This is a genomic window from Rhodopseudomonas palustris (genome assembly GCF_003591005.1).
Lineage (GTDB): Bacteria > Pseudomonadota > Alphaproteobacteria > Rhizobiales > Xanthobacteraceae > Rhodopseudomonas > Rhodopseudomonas palustris_K.
Genome location: NZ_QYYD01000008.1, coordinates 172,668 through 187,713, shown reverse-complemented (window position 1 = coordinate 187,713; position 15,046 = coordinate 172,668). Strand labels below are relative to the sequence as shown.

Sequence of the window (15,046 nt, the reverse complement as noted above, 5' to 3'; positions counted from 1 at the left end):
CGGATGGCGTTGCTACACGCTGTGCAGCCGCGGCTTCGACGACAGGATGCGCTGTGCCAGCACCACCGGGCAGTCCGGAGCGTGCTTGATCTCGTCGCCGGTCTGCAGCCAAGGCACCGAGGCATTGCACAGCTTGCATTGATTGTGCGCGCCGCCGTCCTCCTCGGAGACGATCTCGATCGCCGTCTTCAGAAGGGCCGTGGCGACCTTGCGGATGTCTTCCGGGGCGGCGAAGTCGGTCATGGCCTCAGGTCCGGTTTTGGGCTGCGCTCGTTCATCAATAGCACGGATGCCGGCGGCCATCCTGGCCGCGATAGGCCGCGGCGCTCTGTTTGCACAGCGCCGATGTCGGACCGTCATAATAGGCATAGGTCTGGCCGGGCCAGACCGGCGGGCCGTAATTGTGGATGTAGAGCGAGCCCACGCCGTGATGGCGATGGTGATGCCGGTGCTTGTGTTTGGCCGCCGCGGGCGCGCTGGCTGCGAGCGACACGACAGCGACGGCGCAGATCAGCTTGAAGACGGTCATACGGGATTCTCCTGCCTGTCGGGTGGAACGCGGCTGAACCGGTTCGGGTTTCATTGCTGGACCTGCCGATGTCAAGCCGGTTGCTGGCTCTCGGCTGGCCACCGGCGCTCCACCGCCCGCAGCGGGGTCGCTCCGCCGCTGCAGCCCGCCAGCCGTTCGATCTCGGCGGCGATGGCGTCCGCATGGGCATGGTGCGCCATGTGCCCGGCGCCGGGGATCCGGATCATCCGGGCGCGGGGTAGCGCTTGCGCCAGCGCCTCGGCATGAATTTGCGGCGGCACCACCGGATCGGCGCTGCCGGCGATGATCACGGTCGGCGCCTGCACCGCGGGGTAACGCGGTACGTGATCGATCAATTGCTCGCGCAGCCCGGAATATTCCTGCAGGCTGCCGGAAAACCGCTTCGCCATCAGCGCCAGACCGAGCCGGCTGCGCTCGGCGTAGTCGGGCGGCGGCGGCTCCGGTCGGAAGATACGCGTCGCGACGCGGTCCATCATCGCCATGAACATCGGCGGCAGCACGGTGTAGTTGATCGACGGCTTCATCAGCACGTCGAAAGCTCGCTGGATCCAGCGAATGCCGTGGGGGCGCGGATGGGTGGTCGGGTTGATCACCACCAGACCCTGCACGGTGTCGGGATTGTCGAGCGCATAGCGCAGCGCGATCAACCCGCCGAACGAATGTCCGACTACGATCAGCGGGCCGGTCACGCCGCGCTCGCGCAGCACTTCGCGGAGCAGGGTGACCTGATAGGCGGGGGATGCGAGCGGACCCAGCCCCGGCGCGCTGTAGCCCTGTCCCGGCCGGTCCGGGATGATGACCCGCAGCCGTCGTGCCAGCCGCGCCCCGAGCGCCAGCCGCATGTCCTCGCTGCAGAGATTGGCGCCATGCACCAGCAGGACGGTCGGCAGCGTGCGATCGGAAGGGTGCTCAGGAGGCAGATCGAGCACGTGCATCCTCACGCCGTTGGCGGTGACGAACACGCCCTGCGGCGGAAATTTCGCTTCCAGCCTGCGCGCGATCGTGCAGGACAGCCAGCCGGAGCCGAACAGCAGCGCGGCAGCGATCAGCACCAGCACGACAGCGGCGATCATTCGGTGTCCTTGTCGACAACAGCGCGGACAAGGTCCGCAACAACCACGGGAATTTGATCATGCGCGGAGGTCGGCGCAATTGATCTTCCGCAATAGCGCCGCCGGGCCCGCGGGCTACGGCTCGGCATTGCAACGATAGGATGCCATGCTGCGCAAAGTCGATCAGCCGGCCGATCCGCCGTTACGGCTGCCTGCGGGGCGTCGCTGGGCGAGTGCGGTCTGGCGCCGCAAATGGTCGTTGCTCGCCGGCGGGCTGGTGGTGCTCGCGGCCGGGCTCGGTCTGGCGCGGCTGATGCTCGGGCCGCAGGTCGCCGCCGTCGTGGCCGAGCGCGCCAATCTGGTGCAGAGCGTGGTCGCGTCGGGGCATATCGAGACCCCGTACCGCGTCGAGATCGGCAGCCAGATCACCGGCACGGTCGCCGACGTGCTGGTGCACGAAGGCGAGGTCGTTCGCGAGGGCCAGCAGCTGATCGCGATCGAGGCGAGCGAATTGAGGGCCGCGGTGGTGCAGGCCGAAGGCGCGGTGGCGCAGGCCGAAGCGCGGGTACGCCAGCTCCGCGAGTTGACCAAGCCGGCCGCCGATCAATCGCTGCAGCAGGCAAGGGCCAATCTGCTTAACGCCGAAGCGGCCTATGCGCGCGCCTCGAAGCTGGCGGCATCGGGCTACGGGACCAAAGCGACCCTCGACGAGGCGACCAAGAATCTCGACGTCGCCCGCACCCTGGTGCGGACCGCCGAATTGCAGGTCTATACGTCGAGCCCGGTCGGCAGCGACTACGTCATGGCCGAAACCCAGCTCGGCCAGGCCCGCGCCACGCTCAATACCACGCGGGCGCGGCTCGGCTATGCCAGCATCGTCGCGCCGCGCGACGGCGTGCTGATCACCCGCAAGGTCGAACGCGGCAGCGTGGTGCAGCCCGGCAAGGCGCTGCTGGTGTTGGCGCCGGCGGGGGACAGCCAGATCGTGGTGCAGATCGACGAGAAAAATCTCGGCCAGCTCGCGCTCGGCCAGCAGGCGCTGGCCTCGGCCGACGCCTACCCGGACAGACGCTTCAAGGCGACGCTCAGCTACATCAACCCATCGGTCGACATCAACCGCGCCTCGGTCGAGATCAAGCTGAAGGTCGAGGAGCCGCCGGACTATCTGCGCCAGGACATGACGGTGTCGGTCGACATCGCTACTGCCCGCCGCGACAATGCGGTGGTGATCGCGGCGCGCGCCGTCAACGACGCGACGACGGCGCCCTATGTGCTGAAGGCCGAGCATGGCCGCGCCGTGCGCCAGCCGGTCCGGCTCGGGCTGCGCGGCGTTGGTGCCTACGAGATCCTCGATGGCCTCGCTCCAGGCGATCGCGTGATCCCGCTCGCCACCGGCGTAAAGCCCGGGGATCGCGTCCGCGTGGTGGTGCCGTGAAGCGCTGGCTGCCATTCGAGTGGATCGCCGCCGTGCGCTTCCTGCTCGACGGCGCCACACAGACACTGGTGATTGTCGGCGGCATCGCCATCGGGGTCGGCGTCATCGTTTTCATGTCGGCGATGCTGGCCGGGCTGCAGGCCAACTTCATCAAGCGCGTGCTGACCTCGCAGCCCCAGATCCAGCTGATCCCGCCCGATCAGGTGGCGCGGCCGCTGCGCGACGAGCCGGACACCGTCGAGATCGCGACGGTGCAGCGACCGACGCAGCGGATGATCTCGATCGATCAGTGGCCGAAACTCCGCGCCGAAATGCAGGCGCGGCCGGACGTCGTCCACGCCGCCGCCACGGCGTCGGGCTCGGCGCTGGCGCTGCGCGGCGACACCAGCCGGGCCATCACGCTGTACGGCATCGAGCCCGAGATCTATTTTCAGATCGTCAAGGTGCCGGATTTCATCATCGCCGGCGAAGCCCAGATCACCACCGAGGGCATCCTGATCGGCGTCGAACTGGCGCGCGATCTCGGCGCGTCGCTCGGCGACAAGATCATCGTCTCGACGCCGCTCGCCGGCAATCGCATCCTCACCATCAAGGGCATCTTCGATTTCGGCAACAAGGCCGCCAACCAGCGCAACACCTTCGTGACGCTGCGCAACGCCCAGAGCATGCTCGGCCTGATCGGCGGCATCACGTCGATCGACATCACCGTGGCGGACATCTACACCGCCGAGAGCGCCGCGCAGGAGATCCAGGCGACGTTGCCGGTGAAAGCCGAGAGCTGGATCCGCACCAACGCGCAGTTCTTCACCGCTGTCAAGGCGCAGCAGAATTCCAACACGCTGATCCGGCTGTTCGTCGGATTGTCGGTGGCGTTCGGCATCGCCGCGGTGCTGATCGTCTCGGTGATCCAGCGCTCGAAGGACATCGGCATCCTGCGCGCCATGGGCACGCGGCGCGGCCAGATCCTCCGCGTCTTTCTGATACAGGGTGGCCTGCTGGGCTTCGTGGGCGCGGCGATCGGCTCCGGCCTCGGTGCGCTGGCGCTGTTCGCGTGGCACCGGTCGGCGCGCCAGGTCGACGGCAGCGAACTATTTCCGCTGATCCTGGACTCCGAACTGTTCATCGCGTCGTCGCTGCTGGCGACGCTCACCGGCGTGGCAGCGGCGATCGCGCCCGCGCTGCGCGCGGCAAGGCTCGATCCGGTGGTGGCGATCCGTGGCTGAAGTCCTGCGCCTCGAGGGCATCCGCAAATCCTACAATGTCGGCACTCCGGCCGAGACCGAGGTGCTGCACGGCATCGACCTCGCGTTGGACGAACGCGATTTCCTCGCGTTGATGGGACCCTCGGGGTCGGGCAAATCGACGCTGCTCAACATCATCGGCCTGCTCGATCGGCCGACCGCGGGTCGGTTGCTGATCAACGGCGAGGACACCGGCCAGCTTGGCGACGGCGCGTTGACGCAGCTGCGGGGCCGCGCCATCGGCTTCGTGTTTCAGTATCATTATCTGATCTCGGCGTTCACCGCGCGTGAGAACGTGATGATGCCGATGCTGGTCGACCGCGGGCGGCCGGACGCGGCGATGGAGCGGCGCGCCGACGATCTGCTCGAGCGTGTCGGGCTGGCTAGGTGGCGCAACAACAGTGCGACCAACATGTCCGGCGGCCAACAGCAACGCGTCGCCATCGCCCGCGCGCTCGCGATGAATCCCGACCTCGTGCTCGCCGACGAGCCGACCGGCAACCTCGACACCAAATCCGCCGACGACGTGTTCGAGTTGATGCGCGAAATCAACCGCGAGCGTGGCACGACCTTCCTGCTGGTAACTCACAACGACGATCTGGCGGCACGTTGCGACCGCATCGTGCGCGTGGTGGACGGATGGATCGCGGAGCCAAGCGATTAGTCCGGCGCCCGGCGAACGACGTGCCTGCTACGTTGCGCCGCAGCCGCTGGATTTTGTGTCTGCCAATGTTCCATCCGTCCGCATCGCGCCGGGCAATGCTTCTCCTGTTCACAAGACTTTTATTGCGGCTCGCAGTGTCCTCGACGGCCTCGGCTGTTATTCCAGAGCATCTCCGCTAAGTTCAGAAGACTGCTGTGACGTCGCGGCAGTCGCCAATCTTGAGGAAGGGATGAACATGAGCACGGTTGTCTTGAATCGCCGCACGCTCCTCGTTGGCGGAGGTTCCGTTCTGGCGGCCGGCATGTCCGGGCTGCTGCAGCCCGCCCGCGCGGAAGGGCTCGCGCCGACCTCGTCGATGTCGGGCGGGGCTAACAACTATCGCAAAGGCGCCCCGATCGTGGAGCGGATCGGCGGCGGAGGTTTTTGGATGACCGGAACCGTTCGGCGTGCGGGCGACGGCGCTCCGCTCGCCGGGCAGCGCATCCAGATTTGGGCGCATACGGTCGAAGGGCAGGAGCACGAGCAGCGCAGTCACGGCGCCACGCTCACGAACAAGGACGGCGAGTTCCGTCTCGAGATGCCGCAGATCATTCCGGTGTTCGGCCAGCCGCATGGGCACCTCGCTTATGACAGCGGCGAGTTCAAAACCGTATTCCTGCGTCCAGTCATGCGCAGCGCCAAAGACACCAGCATGGAAGCACATTTCGTCCTGCAGCCGGCCTGACTGAGTGGATCCTCAAGGCGTGAACCGGGTGAGGGCGACGCTGATTTGGATGGCCCTTGCGACAGCCATCGGCGTCCCGATCATCGCCGCAGCCATGAGTCCTCTGCTCAAATGGCGGGATCCGGTCTATATCGTGGCCGGGTTCGCCGGCATCGTCGCACTCGGTCTCGTTCTGGTTCAGCCTTTGCTGATCGGCGGATATTTGCCGGGGGTGTCGGCCTGGCGCGCGCGGCGTACGCATCGCTGGATCGGCGGCACGCTGGTGGTCGCGGTGCTGATCCACGTCGCCGGTCTGTGGTACACCAGCCCGCCGGACATGATCGACGCTCTCACCTTCACGTCGCCGACGCCGTTTTCCCCGTGGGGCGTGGTCGCGATGTGGGCGATCTTTGCCGTCGCGCTGCTCGCAGCCTTCCGCCGACGATTGGGCTTGGGGCCGCGGCGGTGGCGGATCGCCCACATGCTGCTTGCCGTGGTGATCGTCATGGGCAGCGTCGTTCACGGCATGCTGATCGAGGGGACGATGGAAACGATGTCGAAGGCGGCGCTGTGCGCGCTGGTCGTCGCTGCGGCCGCAACGGTCATGGTCGACCTGCGGGTGTGGAGAAAGCGGGCCCGCTGGCGCGTACAAGACCCTGCACAACGGTGAACGCACTGCTGTTCGACAACCAAATCGAAGGATCGCACGGCTCGCCTTGCGATGGACGTCATACGCGGGGTCGGCCCGCGCATGACGTCGTCGTCGCGACGAGCCCGACTAGTTCGTCAGCTTGGCCTCGATCACGTCGCCGAACATTTCCCAGCGGTCTCCCTTGAAGCGCATTAGTTGCATCTGTTCGATCGGGAAGTGGTCGGTCGGGGAGGTGTTCATGGTGATCCCCGGCAGCAGCGCCGACGGTGCGTAGCCCTTCAGGCTGGTCGCGACCTTCATGATGTTGTCCCGCGTCAGGTTATCGCCGGCCTGCTTCAGGATATGCTCGAGCGTCTGCGCGGCGCCGTAGCCATACAGCAGCAGGCCGTTCGAGCGATCGGCGCCCGGCATGTATTTGTCCAGGAATGCGCCCCACTCTTTCATGCCCGGATCGTTCTGCCAGGTCGGGTCGGTCGGATCCTTGATGTAGCTCGCAGTGATCGCATCCTGCGCAAAGTCCATGCCGGCGGGCTTGATCACGGCACCCACCGATGCCGACACGTTGTTGAGAACGTGGATCGGCTTCCAGCCGAGTTCGCCCAGCTTGCGGATCGCCAACGCGGCGAATTTTGGAGTCGACAAATTGAGGAACATGTCGGCGCCCGAAGCCTTGAGCTTGGCCATCTGCGAGTCGATGGTCGGATCGGTCAAATCGTAAGTCGCTTCCGAAATGATCATCGACGTCTTGGCGCCGAGCCCGTCCTTGACGCCCTTGTAGATGTCCTTGCCGTAATCGTCATTCGCGACCAGCACGGCGATCTTGGCGTTCGGATGGGTTGCGAGGATCCACTTGGCATAGATCCGGCCTTCCGCCTGGTAGGGCGGATTGAACGGCATCGTCCACGGATAGGTCTTGGGATCGTCGCCGAACCGCGTACCGCCGCTCGACACCATCAGCTGCGGCACCTTCTTCTGGTTCAAGTACTTCATCACGGCGGTGTTCGATGGCGTGCCGAGCGTCTGGTACAAGAACAGCACCTCGTCGCCTTCGACCAGCTTGCGGGCTTGCTCGACTGCTTTCGCCGGCGAATAAGCGTCGTCATACGAGAGGAAGTTGATCTTGCGGCCGTTGATGCCGCCATTGTCGTTCAGCATCTTGGCATAAGCGATCTCGACCTGGCCGACGATCCCGTAGGCCGAGGCCGGGCCGCTGTAGGGCACGAAATTGCCGATCTTGATCTCGGTGTCGCTGGCGCCGGGGCCGTAGGCCTTCTGCGCGAGCGCGGCGCCAGGCGCAAGCAACGACGTGGCCGCAATCACGGCCGCAAGTTTGATCAGTCTCATTTGTATCCATCCCATTCTTCTCGGCGCGATCTTTTCGATCGTCTGCGGGATCGATAGTAGGCGACTGCGACATCGGATGGCAACGATGATAGGCCGCATTCCGGTCTCACGAGCCGCGACGCCGCGAACCCGCATGAACAACGTCGGAACACCACGCCCGGGATGCTGCTAATTGCCCCGCGTGGAATTTGAAGCGGCGACGCGCCGATGTCGGCGGCCGATGGCGTCGGACCTACACCTTCGCATAGGGCCGGCTGATCGTCCGTACAATCGCGTTCGGACGGCGAGGCTCCTAGCTTGGCATCGTGAGGTCGGGTGCGCCGGGGTGGCGCGCCCTCATCAAAGGAGCTCGCGATGCAAGGCTCGAAGCAAGCCAGGGCGATCGATCGGCGTGCCGTGATGATCGGTGCCGCCGGCCTCGTCGGTGCACTGTGCGCGCCGCCCGGTTTCGCGCGCGCCGACTCGCCAGTGTCACCGTTCGCCAGCAAAAGGACCGACCCGATGAGCTATGTCACCACCAAGGACAAGGTCGATATCTACTACAAGGATTGGGGCCCGAGATCCGCACAGCCGATCGTGTTCCATCATGGCTGGCCGCTGTCGTCCGACGACTGGGACACGCAGATGCTGTTCTTCCTCAAGCATGGCTACCGCGTCATCGGGATCGATCGACGCGGCCACGGCCGCTCGACGCAGGTCGCGGACGGCCACGACATGGATCACTACGCCGCCGACGCGGCCGCGGTCGCCGAACATCTCGACCTGCGCAGGGCGATCCATGTCGGCCACTCGACCGGCGGCGGCGAGGCGACGCGCTACGTCGCGCGCCACGGCCTGCCGCAGGGCCGCGTTGCCAAGCTGATCATCATCGGCGCGGTGCCGCCGCTGATGGTGAAGACTGCGAGCAATCCGGGCGGCCTGCCGATCGAAGTGTTCGACGGCCTGCGCGACAGCCTCGCGGCCAATCGCAGCCAGTTCTACATCGATTTTCCGTCAGGCCCATTCTACGGCTTCAACCGGCCGGGCGTGGAGACGATCCAGAGCGTCGTGCACAATTGGTGGCGGCAGGGCATGATGGGCGCCGCCAACGCGCATTACGACGGCATCAAGGCGTTCTCCGAGACCGACTTCACCGAAGACCTCAAGGCGATCGACGTGCCCGCCCTGGTGATGCACGGCGAAGACGACCAGATCGTGCCGATCGCCGATTCCGCGCCGTTGTCCGCCAAGCTGCTCAAGCGCAGCACGCTGAAAACCTATCCGAAGTTCCCGCACGGCATGTGCACCACCCACGCCGACGTGGTGAATCCCGATCTGCTCGCTTTCGTCAAAGCGTAGTCGCTCGGAGGCGTGACCGGCGGCGCGGCTCTTGCCGCCGGGACACCAAATTCCAATCAGCAAAAGGATCGACCATGCGGATCGTCGTCATCGGAGGCACCGGCCTGATCGGGTCTAAGACCATCAAACTCTTGCGGAGGGCTGGTCACGACGCGGTGGCGGCGGCGCCGAGCACGGGCGTCAACACGGTGACGGGCGATGGGCTCGACGCCGTTCTGATCGGCGCGGACGTCGTCGTCGACCTCGCCAATTCGCCTTCGTTCGAGCCGCCGGCCGTGATCGACTTCTTCAATCAGCATGAGGCGAACCTGGTTGCGGCGGAGGTGCGCGCGGGCGTGCAGCATCATGTCGTGCTGTCGATCGTCGGCACCGACCGGCTGCAGGGCAACGCGTATTTCCAGGCCAAGGTTGACCAGGAAAATGCCGTCAAACGCTCCGGCGTGCCGTACACCATTATCCGCTCGACGCAGTTCATGGAATTCATCGGCACCATCGCCGACGCCGGAGACAAGGGCGGCGTCATCCACGTCGCCGCCGGCCTGTTTCAGCCGATCGCCGCCGATGACGTCGCGGCGATCGTGGCGGAGACCGCACAGTCGAAGCCGCGCAATGGCACGATCGAGATCGCCGGGCCCGAGCGTGCACCGTTCGACGAGTTCGTCGGCCGTTATCTGGCTTTGGCGAACGACCGGCGTCAGGTCCGGTCCGATCCGGAGTGGGCGTATTTCGGCAGCAGGCTCGACCGGCTGTCGCTGGTGCCGCTCGCGGATGCGCGGCTCGGCCGGATCGATTTCGCGGCGTGGGGCGTCCAGCGCGCCGCGGCGCTCGTCTAAGCCATGGGAGGTCGGCAGATGTGGAAACCAGCAGCCTTGCTCGTCGCGGCACAGCTCGTCGCGACACCCGTCGGGGCGCATTCCGAGCAGATGGGGCGCGCCGATCGGCTCGCCGGCGCCACCAACGCCACGGTGAAGCTGGTGTATCATCATGCGCTGCCCGGCGTGCCGGGCAAGAGCCTCAAGGGTGTGTTGGTCGAATACGGGCCGGGCGGCTCGTCTCCGCCCCATACGCACGCGCGCTCGGCGATCATCTACGCCACGGTGCTCGAGGGCGAGGTGCGAAGCAAGGTTAATGACGGACCGGAGAAGGTCTACGCCGTCGGCGAAAACTGGACAGAACTGCCGGGCGACCACCACGGCGTCAGCGCCAATGCAAGTACCACCAAGCCTGCCAAACTGCTCGCCGTCTTCGTGGTCGACACCAATGAGACCGAGCTGACCGTGCCGGACCCGAAGTGAGAAGGCGATCCACGACTCGCTCGGCGGTTGCGCGCGCTTGAGGACGTGACAATGAGTACACCACAGACACCGATCGGCAGCGGCTTCGGCGCCTCGGCGACGGCCGCCGACGTGGTGGCTGGCGTCGATCTATCCGGCCAGACGGCAATCGTCACCGGCGGCGCCTCAGGCATCGGCCTTGAAACCACCCGGGCGCTCAGCGAGGCCGGCGCTACGGTTATCGTCCCGGCTCGGGATCCGGAGCGGGCGCGTCGCGCGACCCTCGGCATTGCAGGCGTCGAAATTGAACAACTCGACCTGGTCGACCCTGGCTCGGTCGACTTCTTCGCGGCGCGCTTTCTCGCGCGTGGCCGCGCACTCCCAATTCTGATCAACAGCGCCGGCATCATGGCGACGCCGCTCGGGCGGGACGCCGCGGGCCATGAACTGCAATTCGCCACCAATCATCTCGGCCACTTTCGCTTGGTCCATGCGCTATGGCCCGCGCTGGTGCGGGCGAAATCGGCGCGGGTCGTGTCGGTATCGTCACGCGGGCATCAGATTGCCGGCGTGGATTTCGACGATCCGAATTTCACCCGCCGCGCCTACGACAAGTGGCAGGCCTACGGCCAGTCCAAGACCGCCAACGCGCTGTTCGCGCTGGCGCTGGACGCGCGCGGCAAGCAGCACGGTATTCGCGCGTTCTCGCTGCATCCCGGCCAGATCCTGACCGATCTGGCGCGGCATCTCAGCGCCGAGGAGATCGATGCGTTCGACGCGCGCGATGCGAATGGCGTGCCGAAGGTCGACCCCGAGCGGGGCATGAAGACGCCGCAGCAAGGCGCGGCGACCAGCGTGTGGTGCGCCACCAGCCGGCAACTCGACGGGCTCGGCGGCGTGTATTGCGAGGATTGCGATGTCGCGCCGATCTATCGCGGCGGCGAATTGCGCAAGGGCGTCTCGCCCTGGGCCGCCGATCCTGCATTGGCCGAGCGGCTGTGGACCCTAAGCGAGACGCTAGCGATCGCCTGACACGACGCCATCGCACGTCGCCGCCGACTCAGCGCCTACCTGCCGATCTTGTCGCGGCGCCATGCGCCGGGGCTGATGCCGGCGATCGACGAGAACACGCGGGTGAGGTGGCTTTGGTTAGCGAACCCGGCCGCGATCGCGATCTCGGACAGCGACAAGCGGCGATCCGCCAGCAACTGCTTTGCCTTGGCGACACGCTGGCGCAGCAGCCATTGATGCGGCGGAAATCCGGTGGAAGCCCGGAAAGCGCGCGAGAAATGGCTGGTCGATAGACCGAGCTCGGCGGCGATCTGCTGCAGCGTCGCCTTGCCTTCAAGATCGGCCGCGAGCCGCTCACAGGCGCGTCTGACCTGCCAGTTCGCAAGGCCGCCGCGCGTCGGAGTGCCAGTGATGTCCAGCCCGCCATAGGCCTGGACCACATGGGCGCCGATCGCCAGCAGCAGATGATCGACGAACAGCTGATTTACTTCGTGCGGCCGGTGCAGCCCGGCCAGCAACGAGGCGCTGATCTGCCGGATGATGTCGTCGTCGCTGCCGATGCCGCACTGATAATCGAGATCGCCGACCCGGCTCGTCCCGGCCTGCTGCCCGATCGAATCCAGGGCTGCGCGCGGCAGATAGAAGAACACCGAATGAAACGGCTTATCGATGATGTATCGCGGGTCGCGGCGGAGGTCGTATAAGTAAGTGGCGCCGCTCTTGACGTCCGCGGTGATCACCGGGCGGCCTTCCTCCCAGCATTCACACTGCGGGTAGTCGCGCAGTTTGAGGCTGACCAGATAGGCGTCCTCGCCTGGCAGCGACCCGGACAGGCCCGGTTCGGGCGCATCGTTTCGGCATTCGGTGACCGCAATCTCGGTGCTGCGCAGCGACCGCGTCATCAAGGCTGGAGCTTGGTCGACCTGCAGACGACGCCCGAGTTGTCGTCCATAGAGCCCGGCCTGGTTCATCTGAGTCAATTCCGCCGAGAGTGCATGTCGTTGGCTGCGAATGCATCGCAGTATCTATCATCGACGCAACGAGGTCCAGATCGCCACGCATGCCGTGGGCGAAGGATTGCTCTGCTGGAACAGCTGGTTAGGAAGAATGGGGAGAGCGGCGTGGCGGTTCGTCGCATCGGAAGGCACCGCAGGAATCGGCAAAAAGCGGTCGGATCAGGAAAGACGAGAGAGCGCCTTCTCGTAGTATTACCAGCACGTTAGCCTCAGGACGGCGGCAACAAGCTGGAGCCACATGACGATGCGACAAGCGACAGCCGGACAGCCTGCAGCCTATCCACGCATTCCTGCCGGGTTGGCCCCGCTGTCGGCGGCGTCGGCTCGTCCTCTGGTGATCATCGTGGATGACGATCACCACGTCCGCTCCGCGTTGCAGGAGCTGCTGCTGTCGGTGGACATCGAGTCCGCTTGCTTCTCCACCACACAAGATCTGCTACAGTTCGAACTATCCGACCGGCCCGGCTGCCTGATTCTCGATGTCCGGATGCCGGGGATCAGCGGGCTCGACCTGCAGCAGCATCTGCTGCGCAGCGGCAACACCAAGCCGATCATCTTTCTCACCGGCCATGGCGACATCGCGATGACCGTGCAGGCCATGAAGGCGGGCGCAGTCGACTTCCTGACCAAACCGGTGCGTGATCAGGCGCTGCTCGATGCGGTCGGGGATGCGATCGAGCGCGACATTGCCCAGACCGCGGCTGCGCGGCGCGTCAGACAAGCGACCGAACGCCATGCCACGCTGACGGCGCGCGAACGGCAGGTGCTGACCGAGGTCGCCAAGGGTCGGCTCAACAAGCAGATCGCATTCGATCTCGGGCTGAGCGAGATCACCATCAAGCTTCACCGCAGCAATGGCAGCCGCAAGATGCAGGCGAGGTCGGTGACGGAGCTGATCCGGATTTGGGAAATGTTGCCGGATGATTTGCGCCGCAATGTGCCTGGCTAAACCACGGCATAGGTACCCGCCGATGGTCGATGAGCAGATGGTTCTCGGCGATGCCCGCTTCCACGCCCCATCTGCTCAAAAGTGCGATCGTTGCCGTCGTCGACGACGACGAATCCGTACGTGAAGCGTTGTGCGATCTTCTGGCGGTGATGGATATTCATTGCCGCACCTTCGATCGCGCGGAGGCGTTGCTGATGGCGTATCGCGCAGGCGCATTCGACTGTGTCGTCACCGACGTCCGGATGCCGGGCATCGGCGGTCTCGAGCTGCAGACTCGTCTGCGCAAAATCGCCCCGTCCCTGCCGGTGATCTTCATCTCGGCCGACACCAGCGCCGTGACCCGCTCCCGCGCAATCGCCAGCGGCGCGATTGCCTATCTGGTGAAGCCGATCAGCGCGGCATCCCTGTACGAACATCTTCGCGCCGTCCTGTCGCCCGGACGTGCAAGGGGCGCCGGCGAATCTTCCGATGAGTAGCGCCTTGCCAGAACGCTCCCGTTTCGCGGGCCCGTCGGCCGGCAATGGTCGAAGCCCCATCGCCGCCGCGCTGTCGCCGGAGGCTGCCTCTCGTGCGCCCCCGGCGCCCGAAGCGATGACCGCCAGCGAAGCGAAGTATCGCACCCTGATTCAGCATCTTCCGACCGCGCTGTGGCAGGTCGACACCCGTCGGACTGCCGCAGCGATGGAATTGATACGCGCCGATGGCGTCGTCGACATCGCGGCGTTCCTCGACGCCAACCCCGACTTTGTCGAACTCGCCAAGGATTCCGTCGTCGTATCCGAAGTGAACCGCGATGCGGCGGTGCTGTTTCGCGCAGCGCGGCCGGGCGATCTGATCCGGCCGGTCCGCTATCTGTTCGAAGCCGATCCCGACCTCGCCAAGCGGGTGATGGTGGCGCACTACAATGGCGAGCGGAATCTGATCGAAGAGACCAGGATGCTGGCGTTCGACGGCACGGTGATCGACGTGCTGTTCTCGGTGACCTATCCGCGGCCGCCCGAGCAGCTCGACACCACGTTCATCACCATTCAGGACATCGGCGCGCGCCTGCACACCGAGCGGCAGCTGCGGAAGCTGCAAGCAGACTTCGCCCACGCCGGGCGCATCGCGACGCTGGGCGAATTGGCGTCGTCGATCGCCCACGAGATCAGCCAGCCACTGACGGCGATCGTGTCGAACAGCGAAGCCAGCCTGCGCTGGCTGGCACGGGACGACTACCATCGAGAGAAAGTTGCGCAGCTGACAGAGCGGGTCGTGACGAACGCCCGCCGCGCCAGCGACATCATCCAGCGCATGCGCAGTATGGCGGCGAAGCACGAGCTGGAAAAGCGGCCGATCGACCTCAACCAGGCGGTCGAAGAAGCACTGATGTTCATCAGTCACGACGTCGAGTCGAAAGCGGTCGCACTGACGACTGCATTCGATCCGCAGCGGCCGATCGTCCTGGCCGATCGCGTGCAGTTGCAGCAGGTCGTGATCAACCTGCTGATCAACGGCGTTCAAGCACTGGTGAGCCAGGGGGGTGGGTGCGGCCGCATCGAAGTGCAGACCCGTTGCGACGGCAGTGGCGTCGCGACGGTGAGCGTGGCGGACAACGGCCCAGGCATCGCGGCGTCCGATCTCGATCGCGTGTTCGACAGCTTCTTCAGCACCAAACAATCAGGCGTCGGGCTCGGGCTGGCGGTCTGCCAGACCATCGTGGCGGGACACGGCGGCGAAATCTCCGCGTCCAATCGCCCGGAGGGGGGCGCGCAGTTCGTCTTCTCGCTACCGCTGGCGGAACACTGCGTCAGCCAAACGGCCTGATCCGGCAACCT

The 15,046-nt window shown here is 65.6% G+C and carries 17 protein-coding genes; 12 read left to right on the top strand and 5 right to left on the bottom strand.

The genetic code is table 11. From position 1 onward, the window contains the following. Positions 1 to 12: 12 nt before the first annotated feature. From D4Q52_RS10035 to D4Q52_RS10025, 3 genes are all read right to left on the bottom strand, one after another. Positions 13 to 243, bottom strand: a complete 231-nt coding sequence (locus D4Q52_RS10035) for a DUF3222 family protein (protein ID WP_119856405.1) — start codon at positions 241 to 243, stop codon at positions 13 to 15. 34 nt (positions 244 to 277) lie between these two features. Continuing rightward, positions 278 to 529, bottom strand: coding sequence for a hypothetical protein (locus D4Q52_RS10030; RefSeq protein ID WP_119856404.1), 252 nt, complete (start codon positions 527 to 529; stop codon positions 278 to 280). A 71-nt stretch (positions 530 to 600) separates the two neighbouring features. Beyond that, positions 601 to 1,623 (bottom strand): alpha/beta fold hydrolase, encoded by a 1,023-nt coding sequence (locus D4Q52_RS10025; protein ID WP_119856403.1) that lies wholly within the window; start codon positions 1,621 to 1,623, stop codon positions 601 to 603. 145 nt (positions 1,624 to 1,768) lie between these two features. Here D4Q52_RS10025 and D4Q52_RS10020 point away from each other — a divergent pair, with 145 nt between their 5' ends. From D4Q52_RS10020 to D4Q52_RS10000, 5 genes are all read left to right on the top strand, one after another. Next, a complete protein-coding gene (locus D4Q52_RS10020; protein ID WP_119856402.1) occupies positions 1,769 to 3,037 on the top strand; it encodes an efflux RND transporter periplasmic adaptor subunit in 1,269 nt (422 codons plus the stop codon). Beyond that, positions 3,034 to 4,260, top strand: a complete 1,227-nt coding sequence (locus D4Q52_RS10015; protein WP_119856401.1) for an ABC transporter permease — start codon at positions 3,034 to 3,036, stop codon at positions 4,258 to 4,260. Before D4Q52_RS10020 ends, D4Q52_RS10015 begins: the two co-directional genes overlap by 4 nt. After that, positions 4,253 to 4,942, top strand: coding sequence for an ABC transporter ATP-binding protein (locus D4Q52_RS10010; protein WP_119856400.1), 690 nt, complete (start codon positions 4,253 to 4,255; stop codon positions 4,940 to 4,942). Before D4Q52_RS10015 ends, D4Q52_RS10010 begins: the two co-directional genes overlap by 8 nt. A gap of 235 nt (positions 4,943 to 5,177) precedes the next feature. Then, positions 5,178 to 5,666, top strand: a complete 489-nt coding sequence (locus D4Q52_RS10005; protein ID WP_119856442.1) for a Twin-arginine translocation pathway signal — start codon at positions 5,178 to 5,180, stop codon at positions 5,664 to 5,666. Between the two features lie 49 nt (positions 5,667 to 5,715). Then, positions 5,716 to 6,315 (top strand): ferric reductase-like transmembrane domain-containing protein, encoded by a 600-nt coding sequence (locus tag D4Q52_RS10000; RefSeq protein ID WP_119856399.1) that lies wholly within the window; start codon positions 5,716 to 5,718, stop codon positions 6,313 to 6,315. A gap of 108 nt (positions 6,316 to 6,423) precedes the next feature. Here D4Q52_RS10000 and D4Q52_RS09995 read toward each other — a convergent pair whose 3' ends face one another. Next, positions 6,424 to 7,641, bottom strand: a complete 1,218-nt coding sequence (locus D4Q52_RS09995) for an ABC transporter substrate-binding protein (RefSeq protein WP_119856398.1) — start codon at positions 7,639 to 7,641, stop codon at positions 6,424 to 6,426. A 501-nt stretch (positions 7,642 to 8,142) separates the two neighbouring features. Between D4Q52_RS09995 and D4Q52_RS09990 the strand changes: the two genes are divergently transcribed. The 4 genes from D4Q52_RS09990 to D4Q52_RS09975 all read left to right on the top strand — a co-directional run bounded on the left by D4Q52_RS09990 (position 8,143) and on the right by D4Q52_RS09975 (position 11,285). Further along, complete coding sequence (locus tag D4Q52_RS09990) at positions 8,143 to 8,979, top strand: alpha/beta fold hydrolase (RefSeq protein WP_119856441.1); 837 nt, start codon at positions 8,143 to 8,145, stop codon at positions 8,977 to 8,979. Between the two features lie 74 nt (positions 8,980 to 9,053). Further along, on the top strand, positions 9,054 to 9,812 hold the full coding sequence (locus D4Q52_RS09985; protein ID WP_119856397.1) for an SDR family oxidoreductase: 759 nt from the start codon (positions 9,054 to 9,056) through the stop codon (positions 9,810 to 9,812). Between the two features lie 18 nt (positions 9,813 to 9,830). Beyond that, positions 9,831 to 10,274 (top strand): cupin domain-containing protein, encoded by a 444-nt coding sequence (locus D4Q52_RS09980; protein ID WP_119856396.1) that lies wholly within the window; start codon positions 9,831 to 9,833, stop codon positions 10,272 to 10,274. 51 nt (positions 10,275 to 10,325) lie between these two features. Then, positions 10,326 to 11,285: an oxidoreductase gene (locus tag D4Q52_RS09975; protein WP_119856440.1), complete on the top strand. Its 960-nt coding sequence runs from the start codon at positions 10,326 to 10,328 to the stop codon at positions 11,283 to 11,285. 35 nt (positions 11,286 to 11,320) lie between these two features. Here D4Q52_RS09975 and D4Q52_RS09970 read toward each other — a convergent pair whose 3' ends face one another. Beyond that, complete coding sequence (locus D4Q52_RS09970; RefSeq protein WP_119856395.1) at positions 11,321 to 12,235, bottom strand: helix-turn-helix domain-containing protein; 915 nt, start codon at positions 12,233 to 12,235, stop codon at positions 11,321 to 11,323. A gap of 289 nt (positions 12,236 to 12,524) precedes the next feature. Between D4Q52_RS09970 and D4Q52_RS09965 the strand changes: the two genes are divergently transcribed. The 3 genes from D4Q52_RS09965 to D4Q52_RS09955 all read left to right on the top strand — a co-directional run bounded on the left by D4Q52_RS09965 (position 12,525) and on the right by D4Q52_RS09955 (position 15,035). After that, on the top strand, positions 12,525 to 13,229 hold the full coding sequence (locus tag D4Q52_RS09965; protein WP_119856439.1) for a response regulator transcription factor: 705 nt from the start codon (positions 12,525 to 12,527) through the stop codon (positions 13,227 to 13,229). Between the two features lie 29 nt (positions 13,230 to 13,258). Beyond that, positions 13,259 to 13,705, top strand: a complete 447-nt coding sequence (locus D4Q52_RS09960) for a response regulator transcription factor (protein ID WP_119856394.1) — start codon at positions 13,259 to 13,261, stop codon at positions 13,703 to 13,705. A gap of 115 nt (positions 13,706 to 13,820) precedes the next feature. Continuing rightward, positions 13,821 to 15,035 (top strand): sensor histidine kinase, encoded by a 1,215-nt coding sequence (locus tag D4Q52_RS09955; protein WP_182915278.1) that lies wholly within the window; start codon positions 13,821 to 13,823, stop codon positions 15,033 to 15,035. The last annotated feature ends 11 nt before the right edge of the window (positions 15,036 to 15,046 follow it).

Excerpts from the sequence above, each read along its gene's own strand:
- D4Q52_RS10035 (WP_119856405.1), bottom strand. The coding sequence starts at position 243 with ATGACCGACTTCGCCGCCCCGGAAGACATCCGCAAGGTCGCCACGGCC.
- D4Q52_RS10030 (WP_119856404.1), bottom strand. The coding sequence starts at position 529 with ATGACCGTCTTCAAGCTGATCTGCGCCGTCGCTGTCGTGTCGCTCGCA.
- D4Q52_RS10025 (WP_119856403.1), bottom strand. The coding sequence starts at position 1,623 with ATGATCGCCGCTGTCGTGCTGGTGCTGATCGCTGCCGCGCTGCTGTTC.
- D4Q52_RS10020 (WP_119856402.1), top strand. The coding sequence starts at position 1,769 with ATGCTGCGCAAAGTCGATCAGCCGGCCGATCCGCCGTTACGGCTGCCT.
- D4Q52_RS10005 (WP_119856442.1), top strand. The coding sequence starts at position 5,178 with ATGAGCACGGTTGTCTTGAATCGCCGCACGCTCCTCGTTGGCGGAGGT.
- D4Q52_RS10000 (WP_119856399.1), top strand. The coding sequence starts at position 5,716 with ATGGCCCTTGCGACAGCCATCGGCGTCCCGATCATCGCCGCAGCCATG.
- D4Q52_RS09995 (WP_119856398.1), bottom strand. The coding sequence starts at position 7,641 with ATGAGACTGATCAAACTTGCGGCCGTGATTGCGGCCACGTCGTTGCTT.
- D4Q52_RS09990 (WP_119856441.1), top strand. The coding sequence starts at position 8,143 with ATGAGCTATGTCACCACCAAGGACAAGGTCGATATCTACTACAAGGAT.
- D4Q52_RS09985 (WP_119856397.1), top strand. The coding sequence starts at position 9,054 with ATGCGGATCGTCGTCATCGGAGGCACCGGCCTGATCGGGTCTAAGACC.
- D4Q52_RS09980 (WP_119856396.1), top strand. The coding sequence starts at position 9,831 with ATGTGGAAACCAGCAGCCTTGCTCGTCGCGGCACAGCTCGTCGCGACA.
- D4Q52_RS09975 (WP_119856440.1), top strand. The coding sequence starts at position 10,326 with ATGAGTACACCACAGACACCGATCGGCAGCGGCTTCGGCGCCTCGGCG.
- D4Q52_RS09970 (WP_119856395.1), bottom strand. The coding sequence starts at position 12,235 with ATGAACCAGGCCGGGCTCTATGGACGACAACTCGGGCGTCGTCTGCAG.
- D4Q52_RS09965 (WP_119856439.1), top strand. The coding sequence starts at position 12,525 with ATGCGACAAGCGACAGCCGGACAGCCTGCAGCCTATCCACGCATTCCT.
- D4Q52_RS09960 (WP_119856394.1), top strand. The coding sequence starts at position 13,259 with ATGAGCAGATGGTTCTCGGCGATGCCCGCTTCCACGCCCCATCTGCTC.
- D4Q52_RS09955 (WP_182915278.1), top strand. The coding sequence starts at position 13,821 with ATGACCGCCAGCGAAGCGAAGTATCGCACCCTGATTCAGCATCTTCCG.